Source organism: Pseudomonas sp. E1MeOHC2, from assembly GCF_058745025.1.
Genome location: NZ_CP196675.1, coordinates 4947303 through 4968147 on the forward strand (window position 1 = coordinate 4947303; position 20845 = coordinate 4968147).

The window sequence follows — 20845 nt, forward strand, 5'->3', positions numbered from 1 at the left end:
TATCCTGAATGCAGGTTGACGTATACGTCAAGCAGGGGCGTTATTCAGGCACGGCCAAGCGGCGATAACCATTGGGCGTCTGCCCCGTCAGGCGCTTGAAGAACCGCGCAAAGTAGGTCGGGTCGGTGAACCCCAGGCTATCCGACAACTGCCCGATGCTCATGCGCGTATAGAGCAAGTTGCGCCGCGCCTCCAGCAGCAGCCGCTGGTGCACCACCTGCAAAGCAGTCTGCCCACTCAACGCCCTGCACAGCTGGTTGAGCTGCAGGCTCGAAACATTCAGGCGTGCAGCAAAATCCTCCACCGACAGGTGCTCGCGGTAGTGCCCCTCGACCAGGCGCAGGTATTGCCCGAGGAGCTGCCGGTCACGTTCGTCACGGTTGCGTGGTGCCTGCCCCAGTTGCTGCTGGCGGCTGATCCAGACCATCAGCGCTGTGACCAACGCCTGCAGCATCGTCGCCCGGGCCGGGGCGTTACCCTGGTACTCCTGCTGCAACGTGTCGATCAGACTGCGCAAGCGCTGGCGGTCCTTGCCCAGCGCATAGCACGCCGGCGCGGCAAGCATACCCAGCGGCGCGCCCAGTTGCTGCTCCAGGCCGGCCACCAGCGCCGTGCCGAAGGTCAGTACATGCCCCTGGATGTCGGCACTGAAGCGAAAGCCGTGCACGGTCAATGGCGGTACCACCTGGATGGCGGCCTGGCTGATCGCGCTGCGTACCCCTTCGATTTCCACTTCGGCCTGGCCACGCTGCACATACAACAGCTGGAACAGCTCCGCGTGCTGGTGCGGCTTGATTTCCCAGTGATGCAGACGGCTGCGTGCCGGGATCGACTCGCAGTGCAGCAGGTCGGTGCCGGGCCATGCCTGGTTTTCGCCATACAGCTGGAACAACGGAATGCCGGGGAGGGTGGATTTCATGCGGGCTATGCCTGTCCGTTAATCGAACGTTTTTTGTAAAAGTGCAGGTTTTGCACGGAATAGCACACTTAAACGGCTGCCAATGCCCGTAAAAATGCAAGTGCAAACCCTAACAGCAGATGCCAGGCCACTGCCAGTCCAGGCCGGTATCGCCCGACTAGAGACAACAACAATGAAAACTCAGGTTGCAATCATCGGTGCAGGTCCGTCCGGCCTGCTGCTCGGCCAGTTGCTGCACAAGGCGGGTATCGAGACCGTCATTGTCGAGCGCCAGACCCCCGAATACGTGCTCGGGCGCATCCGTGCCGGTGTACTTGAGCAAGGCACTGTCGACCTGCTGCGTGAAGCCGGTGTGGCAGCGCGGATGGACCGTGAAGGCCTGGTGCACGAAGGCGTCGAACTGCTCGTCGGCGGGCGCCGCCAGCGTCTGGACCTCAAGGCCCTGACCGGTGGCAAGACGGTGATGGTCTATGGCCAGACCGAGGTGACCCGTGACTTGATGCAAGCGCGTGAAGCCAGTGGTGCACCGATCATTTACGCGGCGAGCAATGTCAAACCGCACGCGCTCAAAGGCGAGCGACCGTACCTGACGTTCGAGAAGGACGGGCAGGTTCACCGCCTGGAGTGTGACTACATTGCCGGGTGCGACGGTTTTCACGGCGTCTCTCGGCAGAGCATCCCCGAGGGCGTGCTCAAGCAATACGAGCGGGTCTATCCGTTTGGCTGGCTGGGCTTGTTGTCAGATACCCCGCCGGTCAATCACGAACTGATCTACGCCCACCACACGCGAGGTTTCGCGCTGTGCAGCCAACGCTCGCAGACGCGCAGCCGCTACTACCTGCAAGTGCCGCTGGACGATCAGGTCGAAGCGTGGTCCGACGAGCGTTTCTGGGGCGAGCTCAAGGCCCGCCTGCCCGAGGATGTGGCGGCGAGCCTGGTAACTGGCCCGGCGCTGGAAAAAAGCATTGCCCCGCTGCGCAGCCTGGTAGTCGAACCGATGCAGTACGGGAATCTGTTTTTGGTCGGTGATGCCGCCCATATCGTTCCGCCCACCGGTGCCAAGGGCCTCAACCTGGCGGCCTCGGATGTCAATTACTTGTACCGGATCCTGGTCAAGGTCTACCACGAAGGCCGTACCGACCTGCTGCAGCAATACTCGCCGCTGGCCCTGCGCCGGGTCTGGAAAGGCGAGCGCTTCAGCTGGTTCATGACCCAGTTGCTGCATGACTTTGGTGCGCACAAGGATGCCTGGGACCAGAAGATGCAGGAGGCAGACCGCGAGTACTTCCTGTCGTCGCAGGCGGGGTTGGTGAATATTGCCGAGAACTATGTGGGGCTGCCGTTTGAGGAGGTGGCGTAGGGAAACCTGCCCCAAGGCTTGCACTCGACTTGGGGCATGACAGACTGTGGCCTGCTGAACAGGAAAGGCAGGAAGCAAGCTGATGAGATTTTCCGGGCAACTGATAACCGCCCTGTGCCTAGCCACTACCACTGGCTGGGCCTGGGCCGACCAGGTGCTGCCCGCACCCCCCGAACTGCAGTCCGGCTACCGCAGCGGCCTGCAACCCGTGCACGCCAGTCGGCACATGGCGGCGGCGGCCAACCCGCTGGCCAGCGAAGCGGGGCGTGCGATGCTGCGTGCCGGGGGCAGTGCCATCGATGCGGCGATCGCCATGCAGATGGTGCTTACCCTGGTTGAACCGCAGTCCAGCGGCATTGGTGGCGGGGCCTTCATACTGTATTGGGACGGCAACCGGGTGCAGGCATTCGACGGCCGTGAGGCAGCGCCTGCAACGGTCACGGAATCGCTGTTCCTACAAGCCGACGGCACCCCGATGCCTTTCAGGGAGGCACAGATCGGTGGGCGCGCGGTAGGCGTTCCCGGCGTGCTGCGGGCGCTGAAACTGGCGCATGAGCAGCATGGCAAGCTGCCGTGGCGGGCCCTGTTCGCGCCCGCGATCACGCTGGCGCAAAAGGGCTTTCCGGTCTCCGAGCGGCTGCACACCTTGCTGGCAGCTGACCCTTATGTCGCAAGCTCCCCCGCCATGGCCCGGTACTTCCTGGGTGCTAACGGCAAGCCGCTGCCGGTCGGCACGATGCTGCGTAACCCCGAGCTTGCACAGACGCTGGAGCGCATCGCGGCGCAGGGGCCGGACGCGTTCTATACCGGTGAGGTGGCCGAGGCGATCGTCGCCCAGGTGCGGGCGCATGCCAATGCCGGGCAACTATCGCTGCAGGACCTGCGCCAGTACCAGGCGCAGGTGCGCGAACCCGTGTGCGGCCCGTACAAAGCCTGGCGGATCTGTGGCATGCCGCCGCCTTCTTCGGGCGGGGTGGCCATACTGCAGACCTTGGGCATCCTCGACGCGCTGCAAGGCGCTTCGCCGCAGTATGACCTCGCCGCATTGCCACCAAAGGTGACGTCAACGCTCGCCGGCCTGGAACCTGCGCCGCTGGCGGTCCACCTGATCGCAGAAGCCGAACGCCTGGCCTACGCCGACCGTGCCCAGTACCTCGCCGACAGCGACTATGTACCGGTGCCCGTCAAGGCCCTGACCAACCCTGCTTACCTCGCCGATCGCGCCGCGCTGATCGGTATTTACAGCATGAAGCGCGCCCGCCCAGGCACCCCGCAGGGCGCCGACCTGGCCATGGCCCCCGACCGTTCGCCGCTGCGTATCTCCACTTCGCATCTTTCTGCCGTGGACGACAGCGGCCAGGCCTTGGCAATGACCACGTCGGTCGAAGCGGCGTTCGGCGCGCACCTGATGGTCAAGGGCTTTCTGCTGAACAACCACCTGACCGATTTCTCGTTTCTGCCGCAGGAGCAGGGTAAGCCTGTGGCGAATCGGGTCGAGCCGGGCAAGCGGCCATTGTCGGCCATGGCGCCGACCTTGGTGTTTTCTCGCGCCTCGGGGGAGCTGGTGGCCAGCCTCGGCTCCCCCGGAGGCTCGCAAATCATCGGCTACGTGAATAAAGCCCTGGTCGGCTTGCTGGACTGGCAACTCGACCCGCAACAAGCCAGCAACCTGCCCAATTTTGGCAGCCGCAATGCCGGTACCGAAGTGGAAGCGCAACTGACCAGCCCGGCGCTGATCCGGCAACTGGCGGCGTGGGGCCATGAGGTGACGCCCATGACCATGACCAGCGGCATGCAGATCATCCAGCGCACTGCCGTCGGCTGGTCAGGCGGCGCCGATCCACGGCGTGAAGGCGAGGCGCTCGGCGATTGAGTGCGCGCGTTGCGGGGCGTGAGGTGGCGTGATAGAACGCTATCTTGCCATTCAGAAGTTGAATACCAAGATGTCTATCAGCGTGAAATCGAATAGAGCCCTGTTCGACCTCGACCTGCTGCGCGCTATTGTCGTGGTGGCCGATTGCGGCAGTTTCACCACTGCGGCCGCACGCCTGCACTCGACCCAGTCCACCATCAGCCAAAAGGTGCGCCGGCTCGAAGAAATGGTCGGCCACCGTTTACTGGTGCGCGGCAACCGTGATGTGCTGCCGACCGACGCCGGGCAGACCTTGCTCGGTTATGCCCGCCATATGCTGGCCTTGAACGACCAGATGCTCGAAGCGCTGGCAGGGGCGATGGTCGGTGTCACCGTGCGCCTGGGCGTGCCCGAAGACTTCGTCGGCGGGCGCACTACCAATGCCCTGTCGGCGTTCAGCCGGCTGCACCCGCAGGTCAAACTGGAGGTGACCAGCGGGCTGTGCCGCGACCTCAGCCAGGCCTATGACAATGGTGAACTTGACCTGGTGCTGCTGAAACAGCGGCGCAACAGCCGCGAGGGGGTGGCCTGCTGGCCAGAGCGTCTGCAATGGATAGACAGTGCGCGCATGCCGTCCTTCGAACTTGACCCGATTCCGTTGGTGACTTTCCCGCCACGCGGGTTGTACCGAGACGACATGATCACCGCCATTGAAGGCATGGGCCGGCGTTGGCGTATCAGCTTCACCAGCTCCAGCCTCAGCGGCATCCAGGCTGCGGTAGCCGATGGCATGGGCATCAGCCTGCTGCCGCCTCGGGCGGCAACGCGCGAACACCGGGTACTGGGGGGTGAACAAGGGCTGCCCGAGGTCGACAGCTACGAGATCGTCATCGTGCATCGGCCCACGGCGGATGTGATGGTCAAGGCATTGGCCGAGGTCATGACGCAGTTGCTGGCGGGGGGTGGGATCTGACACCCGTGGTGCCAGGGAAGTGTTTCAGTCTGTGGCCGAATGGAATACCTGACAGGCTGTGCAGTCCTACCTGTTATCTGGGTATGACATCCCTCTTCCCCACGCTATGGAGAAACACATGAAAGCAGCGCTATTCGTCGCAATACTGGCCAGCGCCGGCCTTGCCCAGGCCGCCCAGACGGTGGAACTCAAGCTGGCAGGCCCCGACGGCGCAGGCAAGTCGATAGGGACCATCAGCATCGAGCAGAGCAAATACGGCGCCTTGCTGACCCCTGATCTGAAGGACCTGCCGCCTGGCGTGCACGGTTTCCACCTGCACCAGAATGCGTCTTGCGCACCCACCGAGGAAAACGGCAAAGCTGTGCCTGCCGGTGCGGCGGGTGGCCACTGGGACCCGGACGCGACCCAGGCGCACAAAGGCCCCTTTGATGACAGCGGCCACCGTGGCGACTTGCCAGCCTTGTACGTCGGTGCCGATGGCAAGGCCACCTACCCGGTACTCGCGCCACGCCTCAAGGCCTCGGACTTCAAAGACCATGCGCTGATGGTGCATGCCGGTGGTGACAATCACAGCGACCATCCCGCAAAACTGGGCGGTGGTGGTGCCCGTGTGGCATGTGGGGTCGTGCAGTAACACGTAGACCACACATCACTTACTGATTTGGCGGGGTCTTGCGGGAGGTTGTCCAGCTTCTTGGGGTTGCGCTGCCACACAGAGAACAATGGTCATTGTGGGAGCGGGCTTGCCCCGCGAATGAAGCCACGCGGAGCATGGCACCGGCTTCGCCGGTGTTCGCGGGGCAAGCCCGCTCCCACAGGTTCGGTTGATCTTCTGCAAGTTACGTTGAATCAATTGACCGAAAGCGCCCTCGGGCTTCGTGGTGACAGGTGAATCCCCGCGATCATGCAGCGCACCGAGCCACCTGCCATTTCAATGGTCGGCACATCCAGCGGTACCAGCCGCGCCGAACGCTCGATGCGTTGACGCTGTTCACCTGTAAGGCTGTCGAACGCTTTTCGCGAGAGCGCGAGGATTCGGCCGTCCAGGCCAGAAAGCTCGATGGCGTTGCCGGCAAACTGGCTGATCTGCTGGTTGCTCAGGTCGATGACGTCACGGCCCGATTCGATCAGCCGCATACGCACCTCCTGCGCGCGGGCGGGGTTGGTGAACGTGTCGAACCCCACCAGCGCAAACTCGGTTGCCACGCACATCAGCACGTTGGTGTGATAGATCGGCGTGCCTTGCTCGTCTGCCGTGTCGAACACCATGGGCTCGAAATTGAAGTGCGTGCTGAAACGCTCGAGGGCGATTGGGTCGGCGCGGTTGGAACGCGCGGTATAGGCGACCCTGGACAGGTGGTCGAATACCATCGCGCCAGTACCCTCAAGAAACAGCTCGTCCTGTTCCAGGCCGGAATAGTCTATCACATCCTGCACGCGGTACTCGTGTTTGAGCATCTCGATGACATCCGCACGCCGCTCGCGCCGGCGATTGCGCGAGTACATCGAGTAGATCGCGATGTGGCCCCCGGGGTGAGTGGAGAACCAGTTGTTCGGGAACACCGAATCCGGTGTGTTCTGCTCGCCGAAGTCATCGAACAGGTGAACCCGTACACCTTCCGCTTCGAGCCTTCCTGCCGCCTGCGTGACCTCGTCGCGGGCGACTTCGGCCAGGTGCTGTGCGCCGATGTCGGGGTGGGTGCTCTGGAACGAGTTATCTGCCGCTGTTTCCGGGTTGGGGGTGAAGGCATGCGGCCTGACCATTACCACTGCCGCAGGTGCCTGAATCGAACGCGTTGGAAATGCCATCTGAAATACCGAGAGTGAGAAGGTTATGCAACGCGTCGGATACGGCTTTTTGCAGCGCGGCCGCGGGTATGGCTGAACAGGTCCTTCGGGTCTTCGTCAACCCAAGGCACCAGGTCGATCTTCGAACCCATGCCGCGCTTTTCGGCTTCCTGTAGTACGTACCGTAGTACGGTATAGTCTTCGAGCGCGAAGCCCACCGAGTCGAACACCGTTACCTGGCTGTCGCTTTGACGGCCTTCGATTTCGCCACGCAGTACACGCCAGAGGTCGACGACCGGGAAGTCGGCGGGCAACTGCTGGATGTCACCTTCGATACGGGTTTGCGGTTCGTACTCGACAAACACGCGCGCTTTGCGCAGTACGTCGGCATGCAGTTCGGTCTTGCCTGGGCAGTCGCCACCCACGGCGTTCAAGTGCATACCAGGTTCGAGCATGTCGGGGGTGATGATGGTTGCGTAGGCTTTGTCAGCGGTCACGGTGGTGATGATGTCGACACCTTTGACTGCCTCTGCCACGGAGTTGGCTTTGCGAATGGTAAGGCCGCTGTATTCCTTGAGGTTGGCGATCAGTTTGGCGGTGGCCAGCGGGTCGGTGTCGAAGGCGACGATTTCTTCGATGCCCAGGTGCTTGTGGAAGGCCAGCGCCTGGAATTCGCTTTGCGCGCCATTGCCGATCAGCGCCATTTTTTTCGCGTTCGGCCGAGCCAGTGCCTGTGCAGCCATCAATGACGTTGCGGCAGTGCGCAGGGCGGTGGCGATGGTCAGTTCCGACAACAGCACCGGGTAGCCCGTTGCCACATCGGCCAACACGCCAAAGGCCATGACCGTATGCAGGTCTTTCGCGGTATTGGCCGGGTGCCCGTTGACGTATTTGAACGCATAGCGATGCGTGTCCGCGACGGGCATCAATTCGATGACACCCACTTCCGAATGGCTGGCAACACGTGCCGACTTATCAAAGTCCTGCCAGCGTTTAAAGTCTTCACGTAGGGCCGCGGCCAGTTCGCCAATGAAGGGGGCTACGCCAATGTCCTGCACCAAATCGGACATCGTTGGAACATCAATGAAATACGTCATGTTCTTGCACCTTATGTGTGCGTTCTCACCTCAGTCCGTGCAGGGTGAACGCTTAAGATTGTTGAGGGGTTGCCAGCACGAAGAGTGTGATGAAAGGTTGAGTCAAATTGAAGAGAGCAGGTTGCCAGTTTCGTCAACTTTCTAGACAATCTGCCACCCCAGAATAACAATCTGATAATTTGGCAGGCACCATGGACACTGTAGATCGGGAACTGATCGCGCTGCTGCGTGACAATGCGCGCACCCCCATCCTTACCCTCGCGAAGAAGCTGAAGGTCGCCAGGGCAACGGTGCAGAACCGCATCACCAAACTTGAAGAACAAGGGGTGATCATCGGCTACACGATTCGCCTCAGGTCAGATGCCCTGGAGCAGGGCGTACGGGCGATCACCAGCATCGGCATCAGCGGCCATCATGCTGCGGAGGTCAAGCACGCGCTGCGCGGGCATCCCAACGTAGTGGCCATCCACACCACCAATGGCCGCTGGGACTTGATGGCCGAGCTGCGTGCCGACACCCTCGAGGCTTTCGACCGGGCGTTGAACACCATTCGCTCGATACCGCACATCGAAAACACCGAGACCAGCATTTTGCTCTCCACCTACAAGATGTGATCGCCGCGATAGGCCAATTGCTCATGGCCGTAGCGCAAACTGTCACCGGGGTCTTCCAGTGTGCAACAAATCCCAATGCGTGTGCGCACTCTGTAGCGTTCCGATTGACCACACCGACTGGCAAAATGAAACAGCGTTAGCGCCCGGTTTTATCACGTTTAAACACTGTTTTGCCGGGCATGCCCCGTTCAGTCGGCGTGCGCGCGTAGTGGCTTTCAATGATTAATTAAGCCTGATGAGAAGTTTCATCGGGGCGTGCTTTCCCGTCTGCGTTAATACCCATGCCTCCCGCACTTGTCATTACATAAAGTGTGCACTTGCGTGCCAATTAAAGGGCGAAGTGAAGGGGCTGTGGTTTCACAGAAAAAGAATAAGAGGTCAACTATGCATCAAACGTGCAACTCGCAAGACGCGGCTCCAGAGGCTAGCCGTACCCTGAAGCGACGGCTAGAGAACAGGCACATTCAGCTCATCTCGATCAGTGGCGCGATCGGCACAGGGCTGTTCATGGGGTCGGGCAAGATCATTGCGCTTTCCGGCACCTCGATCATCCTGGTGTACGCCATCATCGGCTTTTTCGTGTTCTGCATCATGCGTGCAATGGGTGAGATGCTGCTCGCCAACCTGAACATGGAATCGTTCGCCGACCTGGTGCACAACTACCTGGGGCCGCGTGCCGGCTTCATCCTCAGCTGGTCATACTGGCTCAGTTGGGTGGTGGCGGCGGTGGGCGATGTGGTGGTGGTGGCAGGTTTCTTCCAGTACTGGTACCCCGATGTGCCCACCTGGCTACCGGCATTCGCAACGATGTTCCTGCTGCTGGGGCTGAACATGCTGGCCGTGAAGGCGTTCGGTGAAGTCGAGTTCTGGTTCGGGCTGATCAAGATCGTTGCGATCGTGTTGCTGGTGGTGACGGGGCTGGTGATGGTTGCCACGTCCTACACGTCGCCAGCCGGTGTCACGGCGTCCTTCAGTCACCTGGTGGCCCCCGGAGTGGTCATGCCCCACGGCATTCTCGGCTTCCTGGCCGGGTTCCAGATCGCGATTTTCTCGTTCGTGGGCACCGAACTGATTGGTACCGCGGCAGCCGAGGCAAAGGACCCTGAAAAGACCCTGCCCAAGGCGATCAACACCATCCCGGTACGCATCCTGCTGTTCTACATCTGTTCGCTGGTGTGCATCATCAGCGTGGTCTCGTGGGCTAACGTGCCTGCCAATCGCAGCCCGTTCGTCGAGCTGTTCTTGCTGGGCGGCCTGCCGGCTGCTGCCGGTATCATCAATTTTGTCGTGCTCACTTCTGCAGCCTCGTCCGCGAATAGCGGCGTGTATTCCGGGTCGCGGATGCTCTATGGGCTGTCTCACCAGCAGCAGGCACCGACAGCGTTCGGGCGCCTGTCCGGGTCGGGTACGCCGGTCAGGGCGCTGATGTTTTCGGGGGTGTGCATGGCAATTGCGTTGACGCTGCTGTTCGTGATCCCGGAGGTCATGACGGTCTTTACGCTGGTGTCGACCATTTCTGCGGTGATGATCATTGTCACCTGGTCGCTGATCCTGATGTCCTACTTCGCCTACCGCCGCCAGAACCCCAAGGCGCATGAGCAATCCAGGTTCAAGCTCCCGGGGGGCAGGGTGACGGCGGCGCTGGCGCAGTTGTTCCTGATTTTCGTGCTGTGCCTGCTGACCTTGGAGCCTGACACACGGACCGCGCTGTATGTGATGCCGCTGTGGTACATCGGCTTGTTGCTTGCCTACCGGCGCCGGGTGAAGGTGCGCGCACGGCCGCTGGCAGCCACGGTTTCCTGAATACGTTGAGCCCTCGACGCAGCCTGGCCGTGGGGAAGTACGCCACGGCCTTTGCTGTTTTCAGCTGGCTCGCAACCAGTCCACCAAGCCCAGTATTGTCGGGGTAGTACTGCGGCCATGGGGCACGACCAGGTAGTAGGCCTCCCGTGGCCTGACCACCAGATCGGTCAGGCGCACCAGCTCGCCGGACGCCAGCAGGTGGTCGATCATCCGCCCCCACCCCAGTGCAATGCCGTGCCCATGCAGTGCTGCCTGCACGGTGTCGGTGTACAGGTGGCAGCGCAGGCTGTAGCGAAGCTTGGGCGGGTGCCCGCCGACCTCGCGGAACCAGGTAGGCCAGGTCATCCAGCCTTCGGTAGTGGCATCGGCGTCAAGCAGCTCGGCGCCATACAACGCTTCCAGCGATTCTGGCGGGCTGTTGCGGGTAAGCCAGTCCGGTGAACACACTGGGAATATCTCTTCTTCGAACAGTTGCACGGCACTGCCGTCTTCCCAGCGGCCATTGCCATAGCGCACCAGCAGATCGACATCGTGATTGCGCAGGTCGCCCATGAACATCTGCGTGGCCAGACGCAGGCGCACCTGGGGCAGGGCGGTGCGCAAGGTGCTCAAGCGGGGCATGACCCGCAGCTGGGAAAAAGTCGCAGTGGTGCTCAGCACCAACTCCTGTTCGTTGCCACCCTCGCTGAGGCGGTCAAAGACCGAGGCGATCTTTTGCAGCGAGTCGGAAATCACCGCGTACAGTGCCTGACCCTCGCTGGTCAGGCGCACGCCCCGGTGCAGGCGCTGAAACAGCTGGCTGCCGAGGGTTTCTTCAAGCTGTTTGACCTGCTTGCTCACCGCCGCCTGGGTCACGCCCAGTTCCTGGGCGGCCTGGGTGAAGCTGTTATGCCGGGCGACTGCCTCGAATTCGAGCAATGCCGTCATCGACGGGATGATGCGCCGGTAGCCTTTGTGCGTGTTGCCGTTTTCTTGTGTTTTCATGCGACGTCCTGGCAAGGCGCGACGCGCTGGTCCGCACCGCGCGCAGACAGTGGCAGAAAAACCGCCAAGGCGGTAGTCGCCTGTGCTCCCATCGGCGAGGCTGGCCTCAGCGCTGACGCTCGGCCACTGCCCGCAGCGTGCGTAACGTCACCACCGGGGCATCGACCACGAACCGGTTGGCCAGCCACCCCGGTACATCCCCGGCAGGGTCTGCCTTGAGTTGGTAAGTGACCTCGGTCTTGCGCTCACCCAGCGGTTTCATCGCCCACTCGCCGGTGAGGTGCCGCACGCGGATCAGCCCAGCCACCTCAGGGATTTTGCCGGGGTCGGCGCTCAGGTGGCGCAACAGGGTGCCATCGTCGCGCAGCTCCGTGGTGACCTTGACCACGATATCGCGCGGCATTGTCGGCCACGGCAGGTTGGTGGTCAGGTAGACCCAGGTGCTGTCGCCGTCGACCTCCAGCAGGCGCATCTCAGCGCAGGCATACAGCCATTTGCAGGCCACCCGCAGGTTTTCCTGCAGGTCTGTCAGCGTGCGTACGCTGGCCTTGATGGTGCTGACACCGCGAAACTGCTGGTAAGGCGAATCGCCAGCGCCGCTCAGGTAGACACGGATGCCTTCCCTGTCGTAGGCCAGGCTCCAGTCGTCGGCAGCCTGAACGGAGCCGGACAACGCCAGCAACAAAGCGGCAAGCAGGCGGTAGCGGTTCATGATGAATACCGCACAGGGCAGGGGTGTTCAGTATGAGCGGCAAATAGAAAGCCCGCCAGGGTGGCGGGCTTCGGTCCAACAGCCTGAGCTTGGGTGAACGCTTAGCGCTGTGGGTTGAGCGTCAGGTGCACGTGGCGGTTGACGTCTTTGTACAGCAGGTAGCTGAAGTTGCCTGGGCCACCGGCGTAGCAGGCTTGCGGGCAGAAGGCGCGCAGCCACATGAAGTCACCGGCTTCGACCTCGACCCAGTCCTGGTTCAGGCGGTACACCGCCTTGCCTTCCAGCACATACAGGCCGTGTTCCATGACGTGGGTTTCAGCGAACGGAATCACGCCGCCCGGCTGGAAGGTCACGATGTTGACGTGCATGTCGTGGCGCATGTCGGCCATGTCGACGAAGCGGGTGGTTTTCCAGCGGCCTTCGGTGCCGGGCATTTCGATGACCGTGGCGTTGTCACGGTGGGTGACGAAGGACTCTGGCAGGTCCAGGCCTTCAACCTTCTGGTAGTGCTTGCGCAGCCAATGGAAGGTGACATTCGACTGGCTGCGGTTGCGCAGGCTCCACTCGGCGCCCGGGGCAATGAAGGCGTAGCCGCCCTGGGCCAGGGTGTGCTGCTTGCCTTCCAAGGTGATGTCGAGCTCACCCTCGACCACGAACACCACGGCTTCGGCGTTGACGTCCAGTTCTGGGCGCTCGCTGCCGCCTTCCGGAGCCACTTCGACGATGTATTGCGAGAAGGTCTCGGCAAAGCCGGTCAGTGGGCGGGCGATGACCCACATGCGCATCTTGTCCCAGAACGGCAGGTGGCTGGTGACGATGTCACGCATCACGCCCTTGGGGATGACGGCATAGGCTTCGGTGAACATGGCACGGTCAGTCAGCAGCTCGGTTTGAGCCGGGTGCCCACCGTGGGGGGCGAAGTAGGAATGATTCGACATGGACGATCTCGACTTGTTGTTCTCTCCCCGTGCCGTGAACCGCACCGGCCGGTGCGGCGCAGGGGATGTGCCGACAGAATAGGGTCGAGCGCGTGCCATCTACAAATTAAATGTTGGAATACCCGGTATTTGCTTGCTGAATGCGAACCTGGCGCCCTGCATGCTGCTCGGGCAGGCGGTCGCCCTGGCCGAACAGCTTGTGGCGCAGGGTGCCGTCCTGGTAGTGCAGGGGGTAGCGGCCGCGCCGTTGCAGCTCAGGCACCAGCAGCTCGACCACATTGGCCAGGTCATCGGGTTGTACCGCGTAGGTGAGGTTGAAACCGTCGATGCCGGTCTCATCCAGCCACGCTTCCAACTGATCGGCGATGTCACTGGCAGCGCCCACCAGGACCGGGCCGCGCCCGCCCAGGCCGACGAATTCAGCCGCTTCGCGCACCGTCCAGCGGCGGTTGGGGTCGGCGGCGGTGAAGGCGGCGAGGGCCGTGCGGCCGGCATCGTTTTCGACATACTCGATCAGTGCATCGGGGTCGAGGCCAGCGAAGTCGATGCCGGTCCAGCCCGACAGCAGGGCCAGGGCAGCGTCCAGGTCAACATAGCCACGGTACTCGGCGAAGCGGGCTTCGGCCTCTTCACGCGTGGGGGCGACGATCAACAGTGCCTGGGCGTAGATCAGCACGTCGTCGCGGCCACGCCCGGCAACCTCGCTGGCCTGGCGAATGCCGTCGGCATAACGGCGCAGCACCGTGGTCGTCGGCCCGCTGATGAACACGCACTCGGCATGCCGCGCGGCAAACTGTTGGCCGCGTGCCGAAGCACCCGCCTGGAACAGCACCGGTGTGCGTTGTGGCGAGGGCTGGCACAGGTGCGTGCCGGGCACCTGGAAGTGCTCGCCGACGTGGCCGATCGGGTGGACCCGGGACGGTTCGATGTAACGGCCGCTGTCACGCTCCAGCACCACTGCGTCATCGTCCCAGCTTTTTTCCCACAGTTTGTACAGCACTTCGAGGTATTCCTCGGCCAGGTCGTAGCGCTGGTCATGGCCCAATTGGCGAGCCAGGCCCAGGTTGCGTGCGGCGCTGTCCAGGTAACCGGTGACAATGTTCCAGCCCACCCGGCCATTGCTCAGGTGGTCGAGCGTGGACATGCGCCGGGCAAAGGGGTAGGGGTGCTCGTAGGTCAGTGAGAAGGTCACGCCAAAGCCCAGGTGCTCGGTGACCCCGGCCATGGCCGGGACCAGCAGCAGAGGGTCGTTGACTGGCACTTGCACGCCCCCGCGCAGCGCCGCTTCGGGGCCGCCTTGATAGACGTCATAGATGCCCAGCACATCGGCGATGAACAGTGCGTCGAACAGGCCGCGCTCAAGCAGGCGGGCCAGGTCGGTCCAGTAGTCCAGGCGGTTGAAGGCCACGCTGGTGTTACGCGGGTGGCGCCACAGCCCGGGGGACTGGTGGCTGGCAGCGTTCATGCTGAAGGCGTTGAAGCGGATGGGGCGGGGCATGGCGGTCAGTCTCCGGTCACGGCAGCACGGAAGCCGGGTAGACCGCATCGGCTACCTGCAACTTGTGCGGAATCAGGCCCAGGCCCTGGAAGGTGTCGGCCAGCTTCTGCTGTTCGGCGACGATCTGCGGGGTGATGGCCACGGCGTTGTAGTTGCGTCGCTCGCTGGCCACTTCCAGCACGTCGGCTTTGATCCCCAGCTGTGGCGCCAGCAGCGCGGCGACTTCGGCAGGCTTGGCGTTGGCCCATTGGCTGACCTTGCCCAATTCGGCGAAGAAGGTCTTGAGCAGCGCGCGGTGCTGGTCGGCAAATGGCGCGGTGGACAGGTAGAACGTGCGGTTGTTGGACAGGCCGCTGCCGTCGCGCAGGTTCTTCAGCCCTGGCTGGCTTTCTGCCGCGGCGAGGAAGGGGTCCCACAGGGTCGAGGCTTGGACGCTGCCCGATTGCAGGGCTGCGACGGCGTCGGCGGCGTTATTGACGTAGGCCGGGGTGATGTCCTGGTAGCTCAGGCCGGCTTGTTCCAGCGCGACGGCCAACAGGTACTGGGCGTTCCAGCCACGGCCTGTCGCTACCCGCTTGCCTTTGAGGTCTTGCACGCCTGTGAGGTGGTCCTGCTCACGTACCACGAGGCCGATACCACGGGGGTAGGGCTGCTCGGCGGCCAGATAGACCACCGGTTTGCCGGCGGCCTGGGCAAATACCGAGGGGGCGTCGGCGGCGTGGCCAAGGTCGATGGCGCCGGTGCTCAGCGCTTCGAGCAATTGCGGGCCTGCGGCGAACTCGTGCCAGCTGACGGTCACCCCTTGTGAGGCAAGGGCCTTTTCCAGGGCACCGCTGCCTTTGAGGATATTGATGCTGTTGAACTTCTGGTAGCCGATACGCAAGGTCTTGGCGTCTTCGGCCAGGGCATTGGACCACGGCAACAGGGCGCTGGCGACACTGGCCAACAGGCCGCCGATCAGCAGGCGACGCAGGGGAGAGAAGGCACGGGCGGGCATGAGGAGTGCTCCTTGAATGGGCTGACAATCAGTGCGCCCAGACTAAGGAGGTGGCGTTTGGCTTTCAATTTTTTAATTCCATTTAGTTAGAATGTTTAGTTATTTTTATATCCTTTTTGTAATTTTGCGTGAGCCTGCCGCTGTACAACAAGGCACTTTGCCATGACCTTTTTTTCACATCTCTTTGTTAGGATCGCTGGCATTCTCGAGGAGCCCTTTTTCATGCCGCACATCCTGCGCAAGCGCAGCACCCGCATCGCCCTGACCGCCACTGCCAGCCTGCTGGCTGCCACGCTTGGTTTCTTCGCCTGGCAGAGTTTTTACCCTGTCCAGGCTGCCAGCGGCTGGGACGTCAACGTGTTGCACCGCGACGTGACCAAGGCTGCTTCGTTGTTGCCGCAAGCCGACGGCAGCCTGCTGGTCAGCCGCGAACTGGACGACGGCAAGGGCAGCATCCTCAAGATTACCGCCCAGGGCGACCGGGTCGTCGTGATCGACAACCTGTCCAAGCCAGACGGCATGGTCGCAGCCCAAGGCGGCTGGGTATTCAGCCAGGAAGGTGGCCTTGCGCCGGTCAGCCTGTCTCGCAATGGGCAGGTGACCCGGCTGTTCGACGGCGAGAGCGTGCAAGGGCTGTGGAACGATGACGATTACCTCTATGCCATCGAAGACCGCAAGGGCAATGGCCGTTTGATGCGCTATGACTGGCACAGCGGCCAGCTCGACGTGCTGCGCTCTGGGCTCACCGAAACCGAGGGCCTGACCCGCTGCACGGATGGGCGCCTGCTGTATACCGAGAAAGCCAACGGCAAGGTCCGCGCGTTGTCCGAAGACGGCCAGGACCCGGTGGTGGTCGATGGCCTGCGCAACCCAACCTTCCTGTTCTGTGACCAGCGCGGCTTGTGGATCAGCGAAGACAACACGTACCGCGCCCGCCTGCTGCGCATTGACGCCGACGGCTCGCGCCACACCGTGCTGTCGTTTCTCAAGGCGCCCCAGGCAATCGTCGCGGATGGCAAAGGCGGTTACTTGCTGGCCGAAGGCGGGCGTAACCGCGTGCTGCACCTGACGCCACCGGTCGAACGCAGCACGGCTCAGCGCGACTGAGGGCTCAGCTCGGCAGGCGCGCTTTGCGGCCAGGCAGCAGGCCCAGTACCAGCAGGCAGCCGACCAGCACCACCACGCCACCGGCAAGCTGTAGCAAGCTCAGGGCTTCGCCGAGGAACAGCGCGCCGACCAGCACCGCGACCAGCGTCACGACGAACTCCACACTGATCGCGCGGGTCGCGCCGATGCGTGCCACCAGGCCGAAGTACAGCACGTACGTGGTGGCGCTCATGACCGCGCCGCTGATCAGCAGATAAAGCCAGTCGCTGGCCTGGGGCACACTGGGCACGGGTACTACTAGTAACAGTGGCAGGGTCATCAGGCCCCCGGCCAGGAACGCGCCCCCGGTCACCGTCCACGGGTCCTGGCCACGCAGGTGCAGGCTGGCGTAGTTGCTGCCGAACGCGGCGCTCAAGGCACCGAACAGCGACGCGATACAGCCGTGGATGAAGACGTCGTTGACCGGTTGGGCCGGAAACCCCACCAGCATGGCGATGCCGACGAAGCCCAGGAGCAGGCCGATGAGGCCTTGCAGGGTGATCTTCTCAAGCCCCCAGAGACGGCCGATGATCATCGAGAACAGCGGGATGGTGGCCACGAAGATCGCCGCCATCGCCGTACCGATCCGTGGGGTGGCGTAGGTCATGCCGATCAACTGCCCGGCCACGGTGGTAGCGCCGATCACCAGCAGCGGTTTCAACAGCGGGCGCAGGCGCAGGGTGCGGCCGCACAAGGCCGCCAGAATCGCCAGGGTACCGCCGGCAATCAGCGACCGCAGGCTGACCGCACCGACCCAGCCGAAGGCGTGCACCACCTTGAGCAGGACCAGAAAGGAAAACCCCCAGGCAATGGCCAGAAACATATAGGCGGCAAGGTCACGCGGTTGCATGGGGCAGGGTCCGTCCAAGGCAGAGGGACGCAGGCTAGCGGGTTGAGGGGCGTGGCTTCAAGTGCAGTCTGCCGTTTGCCTGTAATAGCCCTTGGAGGCTACCCGACCAACAGCGCGCTTCCCTGCATGGCCGCGCTCACGGATAATCCCCTTATTCCAATAAACAGCCTGTGAGTGGGTATGAGTGATTCCGTAGTCAGCCTCGGTCAGCCTGAGATCGAAGGGGTGCGCAAGTCGCGCAAGAACAACCCCGAGAAAACGCGCGAGGACATCCTTCAGGCCGCCATCAACGAGTTCGTCCAGCAAGGCCTGGCCGGCGCGCGCGTCGATGCCATCGCCGAGCGCACCGCCACCTCCAAGCGCATGATCTACTACTACTTCGGCAGCAAGGAGCAGCTGTACGTCGAGTGCCTGGTCAAGCTCTACGGTGATATCCGCAAGACCGAGCAGAGCCTGGACCTGGAGTCGCTGCCGGCTGAGCAGGCGATCCGCCGCCTGGTGGAGTTCACCTTCGATCACCACGACTGCAATGTCGATTTCGTGCGCATCATTTGCACCGAGAACATCCACTATGGCGAGTACGTCAAGCAGTCGCCGGTGATTCGCGAGATGAGCAGCCTGGTGCTCGAAGCCCTTGGCAGCACCCTGCGTCGGGGCGAGCAGGAAGGCGTGTTCCGTTCGGGTATCGAGGTTATCGACCTGCACATGCTGATGAGCTCGTTCTGCTTCTACCGGGTTTCGAACCGGCACACCTTTGGCGAGATCTTCCAGATCGACCTTGCCGACGAGACGATCAAGCAGCGCCACAAGAGCATGATCTGTGACGCTGTCATCCGCTACATCCGCGCCTGATCGGCGTTATTCGCCCAGCCGTTGTTCGCGCGACGGCGGGTAGCCGAAGTACGCCGCATAGCATTTGCTGAAGTGCGACACCGAAACGAATCCGCAGGCCACTGCCACTTCCATCACCGACAGGTCGGAGTACTGCAGCAGCCGGCGGCTTTTGGTGATGCGCAACTCCATGTAGTAGCGCCGTGGCGAGGTGCCCAGCTGGGCCTGGAACAGGCGGTCGATCTGCCGGCGCGAGCGCCCGCTGTAGGCGGCCAGTTGGTCGAGGCTGAGGGTTTCCTCAAGGTTGTTCTCCATCAGCTCGACGATGGTGCGCATATGCAGGCTCATGGACTTTTTCGCCCCCGGCCCGACCTGGCGATATCGCGCGCCCGAGAACGACAGGATTTCTTCGACGCCTTCGGCCAGGCCATCACCGTAGAGCCTGCGAACCAGGCCGAGCATCAGCTCCATGGCGCCATTGGGGCTGGCGGCGCTGAGGCGGTCGCGGTCGAGGGTGAAGCTGGCGGGGGTGATGCGCGTTTGCGGGCTGCGCTCTGACAGGCTGGCGCGTTGCTCAGGGTGGATGCTGCAGCCGTAGTCATCGAGCACCCCGGCGCGGCCTAAGAACCAGGCGCCGTTCCACAACCCGCCCAGGGCCATGCCGTGGGCGGCGCAGTCGCCCAGCAACCGGTCGAGCTCAGGATATTTGAGCGGGGTGCGCAGGCCGCCACAGACAATCAGCAGGTCAAGGTCCTTCAGTTCGCTGGCGGCAAGTTCGGTGGCCACCAACTCCAGGCCCAGGTCGCTCAGCACCCGGTCACCGTCCAGCGACAGTGGGGTGAACTGGAAGCTGTCGGCGCGCAGCAGGTTGGCCGTGACCAACACATCCATGGCCACGGTGAAGCTGGCCATGGAGAAGTGTTCGAGCAAAACGAAGTCGACCCGATAGGGCGCCTGGGCATTTCCGGTGGTGGACTTGAGCCGCAGCATGTTGCTGGTGCTGGTCTTCTTGCTGAACTGACGTGGGGTGGGCACTCTGGACTCCGCTTCCTGGCTGGCCAGGGGAGTGTGGCGGGTGGCAGGGGGAAAGACAATCTCCGGGGTGGCTGTGTCGTATTGCAGGTCGTGTTCAGGCAATTGGCCCAAGGGGTGGCATGCCTTCTTGCCAAATCAATGTGAACCCTCGCCACCAGGCATGACCAAACCCATTACATGCCAAATGGGAGAGCGCTCATGGAAATCGGAACGATCTGGATCATCATCGCGGCCTTTGTGATCCTGCTGGAAATCTGGGCCATCTGGCACATCATCGGCAGTGACCGGCGCGCCGAGCGCAAGATGCTGTGGATCGTATTCGTGGTCTACGCGCCGTTTCCGGGCTTGCTGTTCTGGGCCTGGCGCGGGCCGCGAGCAGTGAAAGGCAGGGCGGTATTGCAAGAAAAGTGATGGCCAGCGCATCAGGCGCGGGGGCGCCTGATGCGGTCACCGTCAACGCTTAAGGCACAATGCTGAAGTGGATGGCCTGGCCCAGGCCATCGACCATCAGGCTACCGTGAAACTTCACCCTCGACACCACACGCAGGCTCTTGAGCTCTTCGTGTATGCGGTCGCGAATCTGCTTTTCGGCTTCATCGACACGGGCTGCCGTGGTGCCGTGATACAGGTGGAGCACGCCTAGCAGGGTGGTTTCGATATGGTCAACGGTGTCCCAGCCGATTTTGCGCAGGTGGAGCCGAGCGCGAGCGGCCTCGTCCTCATCGTCGTCATGCCGAGGGTTGATGGTGTAGGCAAGTTGAAAGTGATGCTTGGTCATTGTTGCTTTCCTTGTTGCGGGCAGGCCTCCTTGCCGGGTTTTGCACTCTAGCGGCAGGCACACGCCGCTGAACACATACGCGTGGTTCAACACGCCGGCAGCATCATGTGAAAAGTCCTACGGCATGCTTGACCTCAGGTTAACTAAAGGTCTGATACTCGGCCGCTCTATTCTCTACGCGAGTATTCACCGTGACCCGTCCAGCACCCTTTCAGCTGTCCAACCCTGCGGGCTTGTATGACCCCAGTGGCAATGCCTATTCCCACGTCGCCGAAGTGCACGCCGGCAGCCGGCTACTGTACATCGCCGGCCAAGGCGGTGAGGACGCCAGCGGGCAGTTGTCACCCGTCTTCGCCGAGCAGGCCCGTCAGGCCCTGGCCAATCTTGATACGGCCCTGGCGTCCAAAGGCGCACACCTGGGCCAGGTGTTCAAGCTGACCTTGCTGATCGTCGATCACTGCGAAACGCGCCTGCAGCAATGGGTGGCCGAGGCCGACAGGGCTTGGGGCCCACACATGAAACCGACCTGCACACTGATACCGGTACCCCGGCTGGCACTGGACGGCATGCTGGTGGAGGTTGAGGCAGTGGCCGCGCTGTAGCGGCGGTGACTCGGTGGTGGCGCCGACGAAACACTCTGTTGTATATCGGTATCCGCATGGCCGCTATA

21 protein-coding genes are annotated in these 20845 nt (G+C 62.6%); 10 read left to right on the forward strand and 11 right to left on the reverse strand.

Annotated elements, in window-relative coordinates:
* Nucleotides 1–40: 40 nt before the first annotated feature.
* Complete coding sequence (locus ACSSU5_RS22415; protein WP_492559845.1) at nucleotides 41–919, reverse strand: helix-turn-helix domain-containing protein; 879 nt, start codon at nucleotides 917–919, stop codon at nucleotides 41–43.
* 172 nt (nucleotides 920–1091) lie between these two features.
* On the opposite strand from ACSSU5_RS22415, the gene pobA reads away from it, so the two are divergent.
* From pobA to sodC, 4 genes are all read left to right on the forward strand, one after another.
* Nucleotides 1092–2279, forward strand: coding sequence for a 4-hydroxybenzoate 3-monooxygenase (pobA, locus tag ACSSU5_RS22420; protein WP_264313552.1), 1188 nt, complete (start codon nucleotides 1092–1094; stop codon nucleotides 2277–2279).
* 82 nt (nucleotides 2280–2361) lie between these two features.
* Complete coding sequence (ggt, locus tag ACSSU5_RS22425) at nucleotides 2362–4152, forward strand: gamma-glutamyltransferase (RefSeq protein WP_492559846.1); 1791 nt, start codon at nucleotides 2362–2364, stop codon at nucleotides 4150–4152.
* 70 nt (nucleotides 4153–4222) lie between these two features.
* Nucleotides 4223–5104, forward strand: coding sequence for a LysR substrate-binding domain-containing protein (locus tag ACSSU5_RS22430; RefSeq protein WP_264313550.1), 882 nt, complete (start codon nucleotides 4223–4225; stop codon nucleotides 5102–5104).
* A 118-nt stretch (nucleotides 5105–5222) separates the two neighbouring features.
* Nucleotides 5223–5738 (forward strand): superoxide dismutase [Cu-Zn] SodC, encoded by a 516-nt coding sequence (sodC, locus tag ACSSU5_RS22435; RefSeq protein WP_492559847.1) that lies wholly within the window; start codon nucleotides 5223–5225, stop codon nucleotides 5736–5738.
* A 215-nt stretch (nucleotides 5739–5953) separates the two neighbouring features.
* On the opposite strand, the gene ctlX is transcribed toward sodC, so the two are convergent.
* Nucleotides 5954–6913 (reverse strand): citrulline utilization hydrolase CtlX, encoded by a 960-nt coding sequence (gene ctlX / locus ACSSU5_RS22440; RefSeq protein WP_413470121.1) that lies wholly within the window; start codon nucleotides 6911–6913, stop codon nucleotides 5954–5956.
* A gap of 23 nt (nucleotides 6914–6936) precedes the next feature.
* Entirely contained in the window at nucleotides 6937–7989 is a 1053-nt protein-coding gene (gene ocd, locus ACSSU5_RS22445; RefSeq protein ID WP_264313548.1) for an ornithine cyclodeaminase, read from the reverse strand.
* Nucleotides 7990–8180: 191 nt separating this feature from the next.
* Between ocd and ACSSU5_RS22450 the strand changes: the two genes are divergently transcribed.
* Together ACSSU5_RS22450 and ACSSU5_RS22455 are read left to right on the forward strand one after the other, a co-directional pair.
* Nucleotides 8181–8603: an Lrp/AsnC family transcriptional regulator gene (locus tag ACSSU5_RS22450; protein WP_264313547.1), complete on the forward strand. Its 423-nt coding sequence runs from the start codon at nucleotides 8181–8183 to the stop codon at nucleotides 8601–8603.
* A 384-nt stretch (nucleotides 8604–8987) separates the two neighbouring features.
* Nucleotides 8988–10406: an amino acid permease gene (locus tag ACSSU5_RS22455; RefSeq protein ID WP_492559848.1), complete on the forward strand. Its 1419-nt coding sequence runs from the start codon at nucleotides 8988–8990 to the stop codon at nucleotides 10404–10406.
* 60 nt (nucleotides 10407–10466) lie between these two features.
* Here the strand turns inward: ACSSU5_RS22455 and ACSSU5_RS22460 are convergent, their stop codons facing one another.
* The 5 genes from ACSSU5_RS22460 to ACSSU5_RS22480 all read right to left on the reverse strand — a co-directional run bounded on the left by ACSSU5_RS22460 (nucleotide 10467) and on the right by ACSSU5_RS22480 (nucleotide 15535).
* Nucleotides 10467–11390 carry a LysR substrate-binding domain-containing protein gene (locus tag ACSSU5_RS22460; RefSeq protein ID WP_264313545.1) on the reverse strand — a complete coding sequence of 308 codons (924 nt, stop codon included), beginning with the start codon at nucleotides 11388–11390 and terminating at the stop codon, nucleotides 10467–10469.
* A 106-nt stretch (nucleotides 11391–11496) separates the two neighbouring features.
* Nucleotides 11497–12102, reverse strand: coding sequence for an START domain-containing protein (locus ACSSU5_RS22465; RefSeq protein WP_492559849.1), 606 nt, complete (start codon nucleotides 12100–12102; stop codon nucleotides 11497–11499).
* 101 nt (nucleotides 12103–12203) lie between these two features.
* Complete coding sequence (locus ACSSU5_RS22470) at nucleotides 12204–13040, reverse strand: bifunctional allantoicase/(S)-ureidoglycine aminohydrolase (RefSeq protein WP_264313543.1); 837 nt, start codon at nucleotides 13038–13040, stop codon at nucleotides 12204–12206.
* A gap of 106 nt (nucleotides 13041–13146) precedes the next feature.
* Nucleotides 13147–14538, reverse strand: coding sequence for an LLM class flavin-dependent oxidoreductase (locus tag ACSSU5_RS22475; protein ID WP_264313542.1), 1392 nt, complete (start codon nucleotides 14536–14538; stop codon nucleotides 13147–13149).
* Nucleotides 14539–14554: 16 nt separating this feature from the next.
* Nucleotides 14555–15535, reverse strand: a complete 981-nt coding sequence (locus tag ACSSU5_RS22480) for an aliphatic sulfonate ABC transporter substrate-binding protein (RefSeq protein ID WP_264313541.1) — start codon at nucleotides 15533–15535, stop codon at nucleotides 14555–14557.
* Nucleotides 15536–15757: 222 nt separating this feature from the next.
* Here ACSSU5_RS22480 and ACSSU5_RS22485 point away from each other — a divergent pair, with 222 nt between their 5' ends.
* Nucleotides 15758–16642: an NHL repeat-containing protein gene (locus ACSSU5_RS22485; RefSeq protein WP_492559850.1), complete on the forward strand. Its 885-nt coding sequence runs from the start codon at nucleotides 15758–15760 to the stop codon at nucleotides 16640–16642.
* Between the two features lie 4 nt (nucleotides 16643–16646).
* On the opposite strand, the gene ACSSU5_RS22490 is transcribed toward ACSSU5_RS22485, so the two are convergent.
* Nucleotides 16647–17531: a DMT family transporter gene (locus tag ACSSU5_RS22490; protein ID WP_264313539.1), complete on the reverse strand. Its 885-nt coding sequence runs from the start codon at nucleotides 17529–17531 to the stop codon at nucleotides 16647–16649.
* A 180-nt stretch (nucleotides 17532–17711) separates the two neighbouring features.
* Between ACSSU5_RS22490 and ACSSU5_RS22495 the strand changes: the two genes are divergently transcribed.
* Nucleotides 17712–18383 carry a TetR/AcrR family transcriptional regulator gene (locus ACSSU5_RS22495; RefSeq protein WP_492559851.1) on the forward strand — a complete coding sequence of 224 codons (672 nt, stop codon included), beginning with the start codon at nucleotides 17712–17714 and terminating at the stop codon, nucleotides 18381–18383.
* 6 nt (nucleotides 18384–18389) lie between these two features.
* Here the strand turns inward: ACSSU5_RS22495 and ACSSU5_RS22500 are convergent, their stop codons facing one another.
* Nucleotides 18390–19397: a GlxA family transcriptional regulator gene (locus ACSSU5_RS22500; RefSeq protein WP_264313537.1), complete on the reverse strand. Its 1008-nt coding sequence runs from the start codon at nucleotides 19395–19397 to the stop codon at nucleotides 18390–18392.
* Nucleotides 19398–19595: 198 nt separating this feature from the next.
* On the opposite strand from ACSSU5_RS22500, the gene ACSSU5_RS22505 reads away from it, so the two are divergent.
* A complete protein-coding gene (locus tag ACSSU5_RS22505; RefSeq protein WP_196179610.1) occupies nucleotides 19596–19808 on the forward strand; it encodes a PLDc N-terminal domain-containing protein in 213 nt (70 codons plus the stop codon).
* Nucleotides 19809–19857: 49 nt separating this feature from the next.
* On the opposite strand, the gene ACSSU5_RS22510 is transcribed toward ACSSU5_RS22505, so the two are convergent.
* A complete protein-coding gene (locus ACSSU5_RS22510; protein ID WP_264313536.1) occupies nucleotides 19858–20175 on the reverse strand; it encodes a hypothetical protein in 318 nt (105 codons plus the stop codon).
* Between the two features lie 191 nt (nucleotides 20176–20366).
* Here ACSSU5_RS22510 and ACSSU5_RS22515 point away from each other — a divergent pair, with 191 nt between their 5' ends.
* Nucleotides 20367–20777 (forward strand): RidA family protein, encoded by a 411-nt coding sequence (locus ACSSU5_RS22515; RefSeq protein WP_264313535.1) that lies wholly within the window; start codon nucleotides 20367–20369, stop codon nucleotides 20775–20777.
* Nucleotides 20778–20845 lie beyond the last annotated feature (68 nt).

Bases quoted from the DNA above. Each gene is read 5' to 3' on its own strand.
- ACSSU5_RS22415 (WP_492559845.1), bottom strand. From the start codon at position 919: ATGAAATCCACCCTCCCCGGCATTCCGTTGTTCCAGCTGTATGGCGAA.
- pobA (WP_264313552.1), top strand. From the start codon at position 1,092: ATGAAAACTCAGGTTGCAATCATCGGTGCAGGTCCGTCCGGCCTGCTG.
- ggt (WP_492559846.1), top strand. From the start codon at position 2,362: ATGAGATTTTCCGGGCAACTGATAACCGCCCTGTGCCTAGCCACTACC.
- ACSSU5_RS22430 (WP_264313550.1), top strand. From the start codon at position 4,223: ATGTCTATCAGCGTGAAATCGAATAGAGCCCTGTTCGACCTCGACCTG.
- sodC (WP_492559847.1), top strand. From the start codon at position 5,223: ATGAAAGCAGCGCTATTCGTCGCAATACTGGCCAGCGCCGGCCTTGCC.
- ctlX (WP_413470121.1), bottom strand. From the start codon at position 6,913: ATGGCATTTCCAACGCGTTCGATTCAGGCACCTGCGGCAGTGGTAATG.
- ocd (WP_264313548.1), bottom strand. From the start codon at position 7,989: ATGACGTATTTCATTGATGTTCCAACGATGTCCGATTTGGTGCAGGAC.
- ACSSU5_RS22450 (WP_264313547.1), top strand. From the start codon at position 8,181: ATGGACACTGTAGATCGGGAACTGATCGCGCTGCTGCGTGACAATGCG.
- ACSSU5_RS22455 (WP_492559848.1), top strand. From the start codon at position 8,988: ATGCATCAAACGTGCAACTCGCAAGACGCGGCTCCAGAGGCTAGCCGT.
- ACSSU5_RS22460 (WP_264313545.1), bottom strand. From the start codon at position 11,390: ATGAAAACACAAGAAAACGGCAACACGCACAAAGGCTACCGGCGCATC.
- ACSSU5_RS22465 (WP_492559849.1), bottom strand. From the start codon at position 12,102: ATGAACCGCTACCGCCTGCTTGCCGCTTTGTTGCTGGCGTTGTCCGGC.
- ACSSU5_RS22470 (WP_264313543.1), bottom strand. From the start codon at position 13,040: ATGTCGAATCATTCCTACTTCGCCCCCCACGGTGGGCACCCGGCTCAA.
- ACSSU5_RS22475 (WP_264313542.1), bottom strand. From the start codon at position 14,538: ATGCCCCGCCCCATCCGCTTCAACGCCTTCAGCATGAACGCTGCCAGC.
- ACSSU5_RS22480 (WP_264313541.1), bottom strand. From the start codon at position 15,535: ATGCCCGCCCGTGCCTTCTCTCCCCTGCGTCGCCTGCTGATCGGCGGC.
- ACSSU5_RS22485 (WP_492559850.1), top strand. From the start codon at position 15,758: ATGCCGCACATCCTGCGCAAGCGCAGCACCCGCATCGCCCTGACCGCC.
- ACSSU5_RS22490 (WP_264313539.1), bottom strand. From the start codon at position 17,531: ATGCAACCGCGTGACCTTGCCGCCTATATGTTTCTGGCCATTGCCTGG.
- ACSSU5_RS22495 (WP_492559851.1), top strand. From the start codon at position 17,712: ATGAGTGATTCCGTAGTCAGCCTCGGTCAGCCTGAGATCGAAGGGGTG.
- ACSSU5_RS22505 (WP_196179610.1), top strand. From the start codon at position 19,596: ATGGAAATCGGAACGATCTGGATCATCATCGCGGCCTTTGTGATCCTG.
- ACSSU5_RS22510 (WP_264313536.1), bottom strand. From the start codon at position 20,175: ATGACCAAGCATCACTTTCAACTTGCCTACACCATCAACCCTCGGCAT.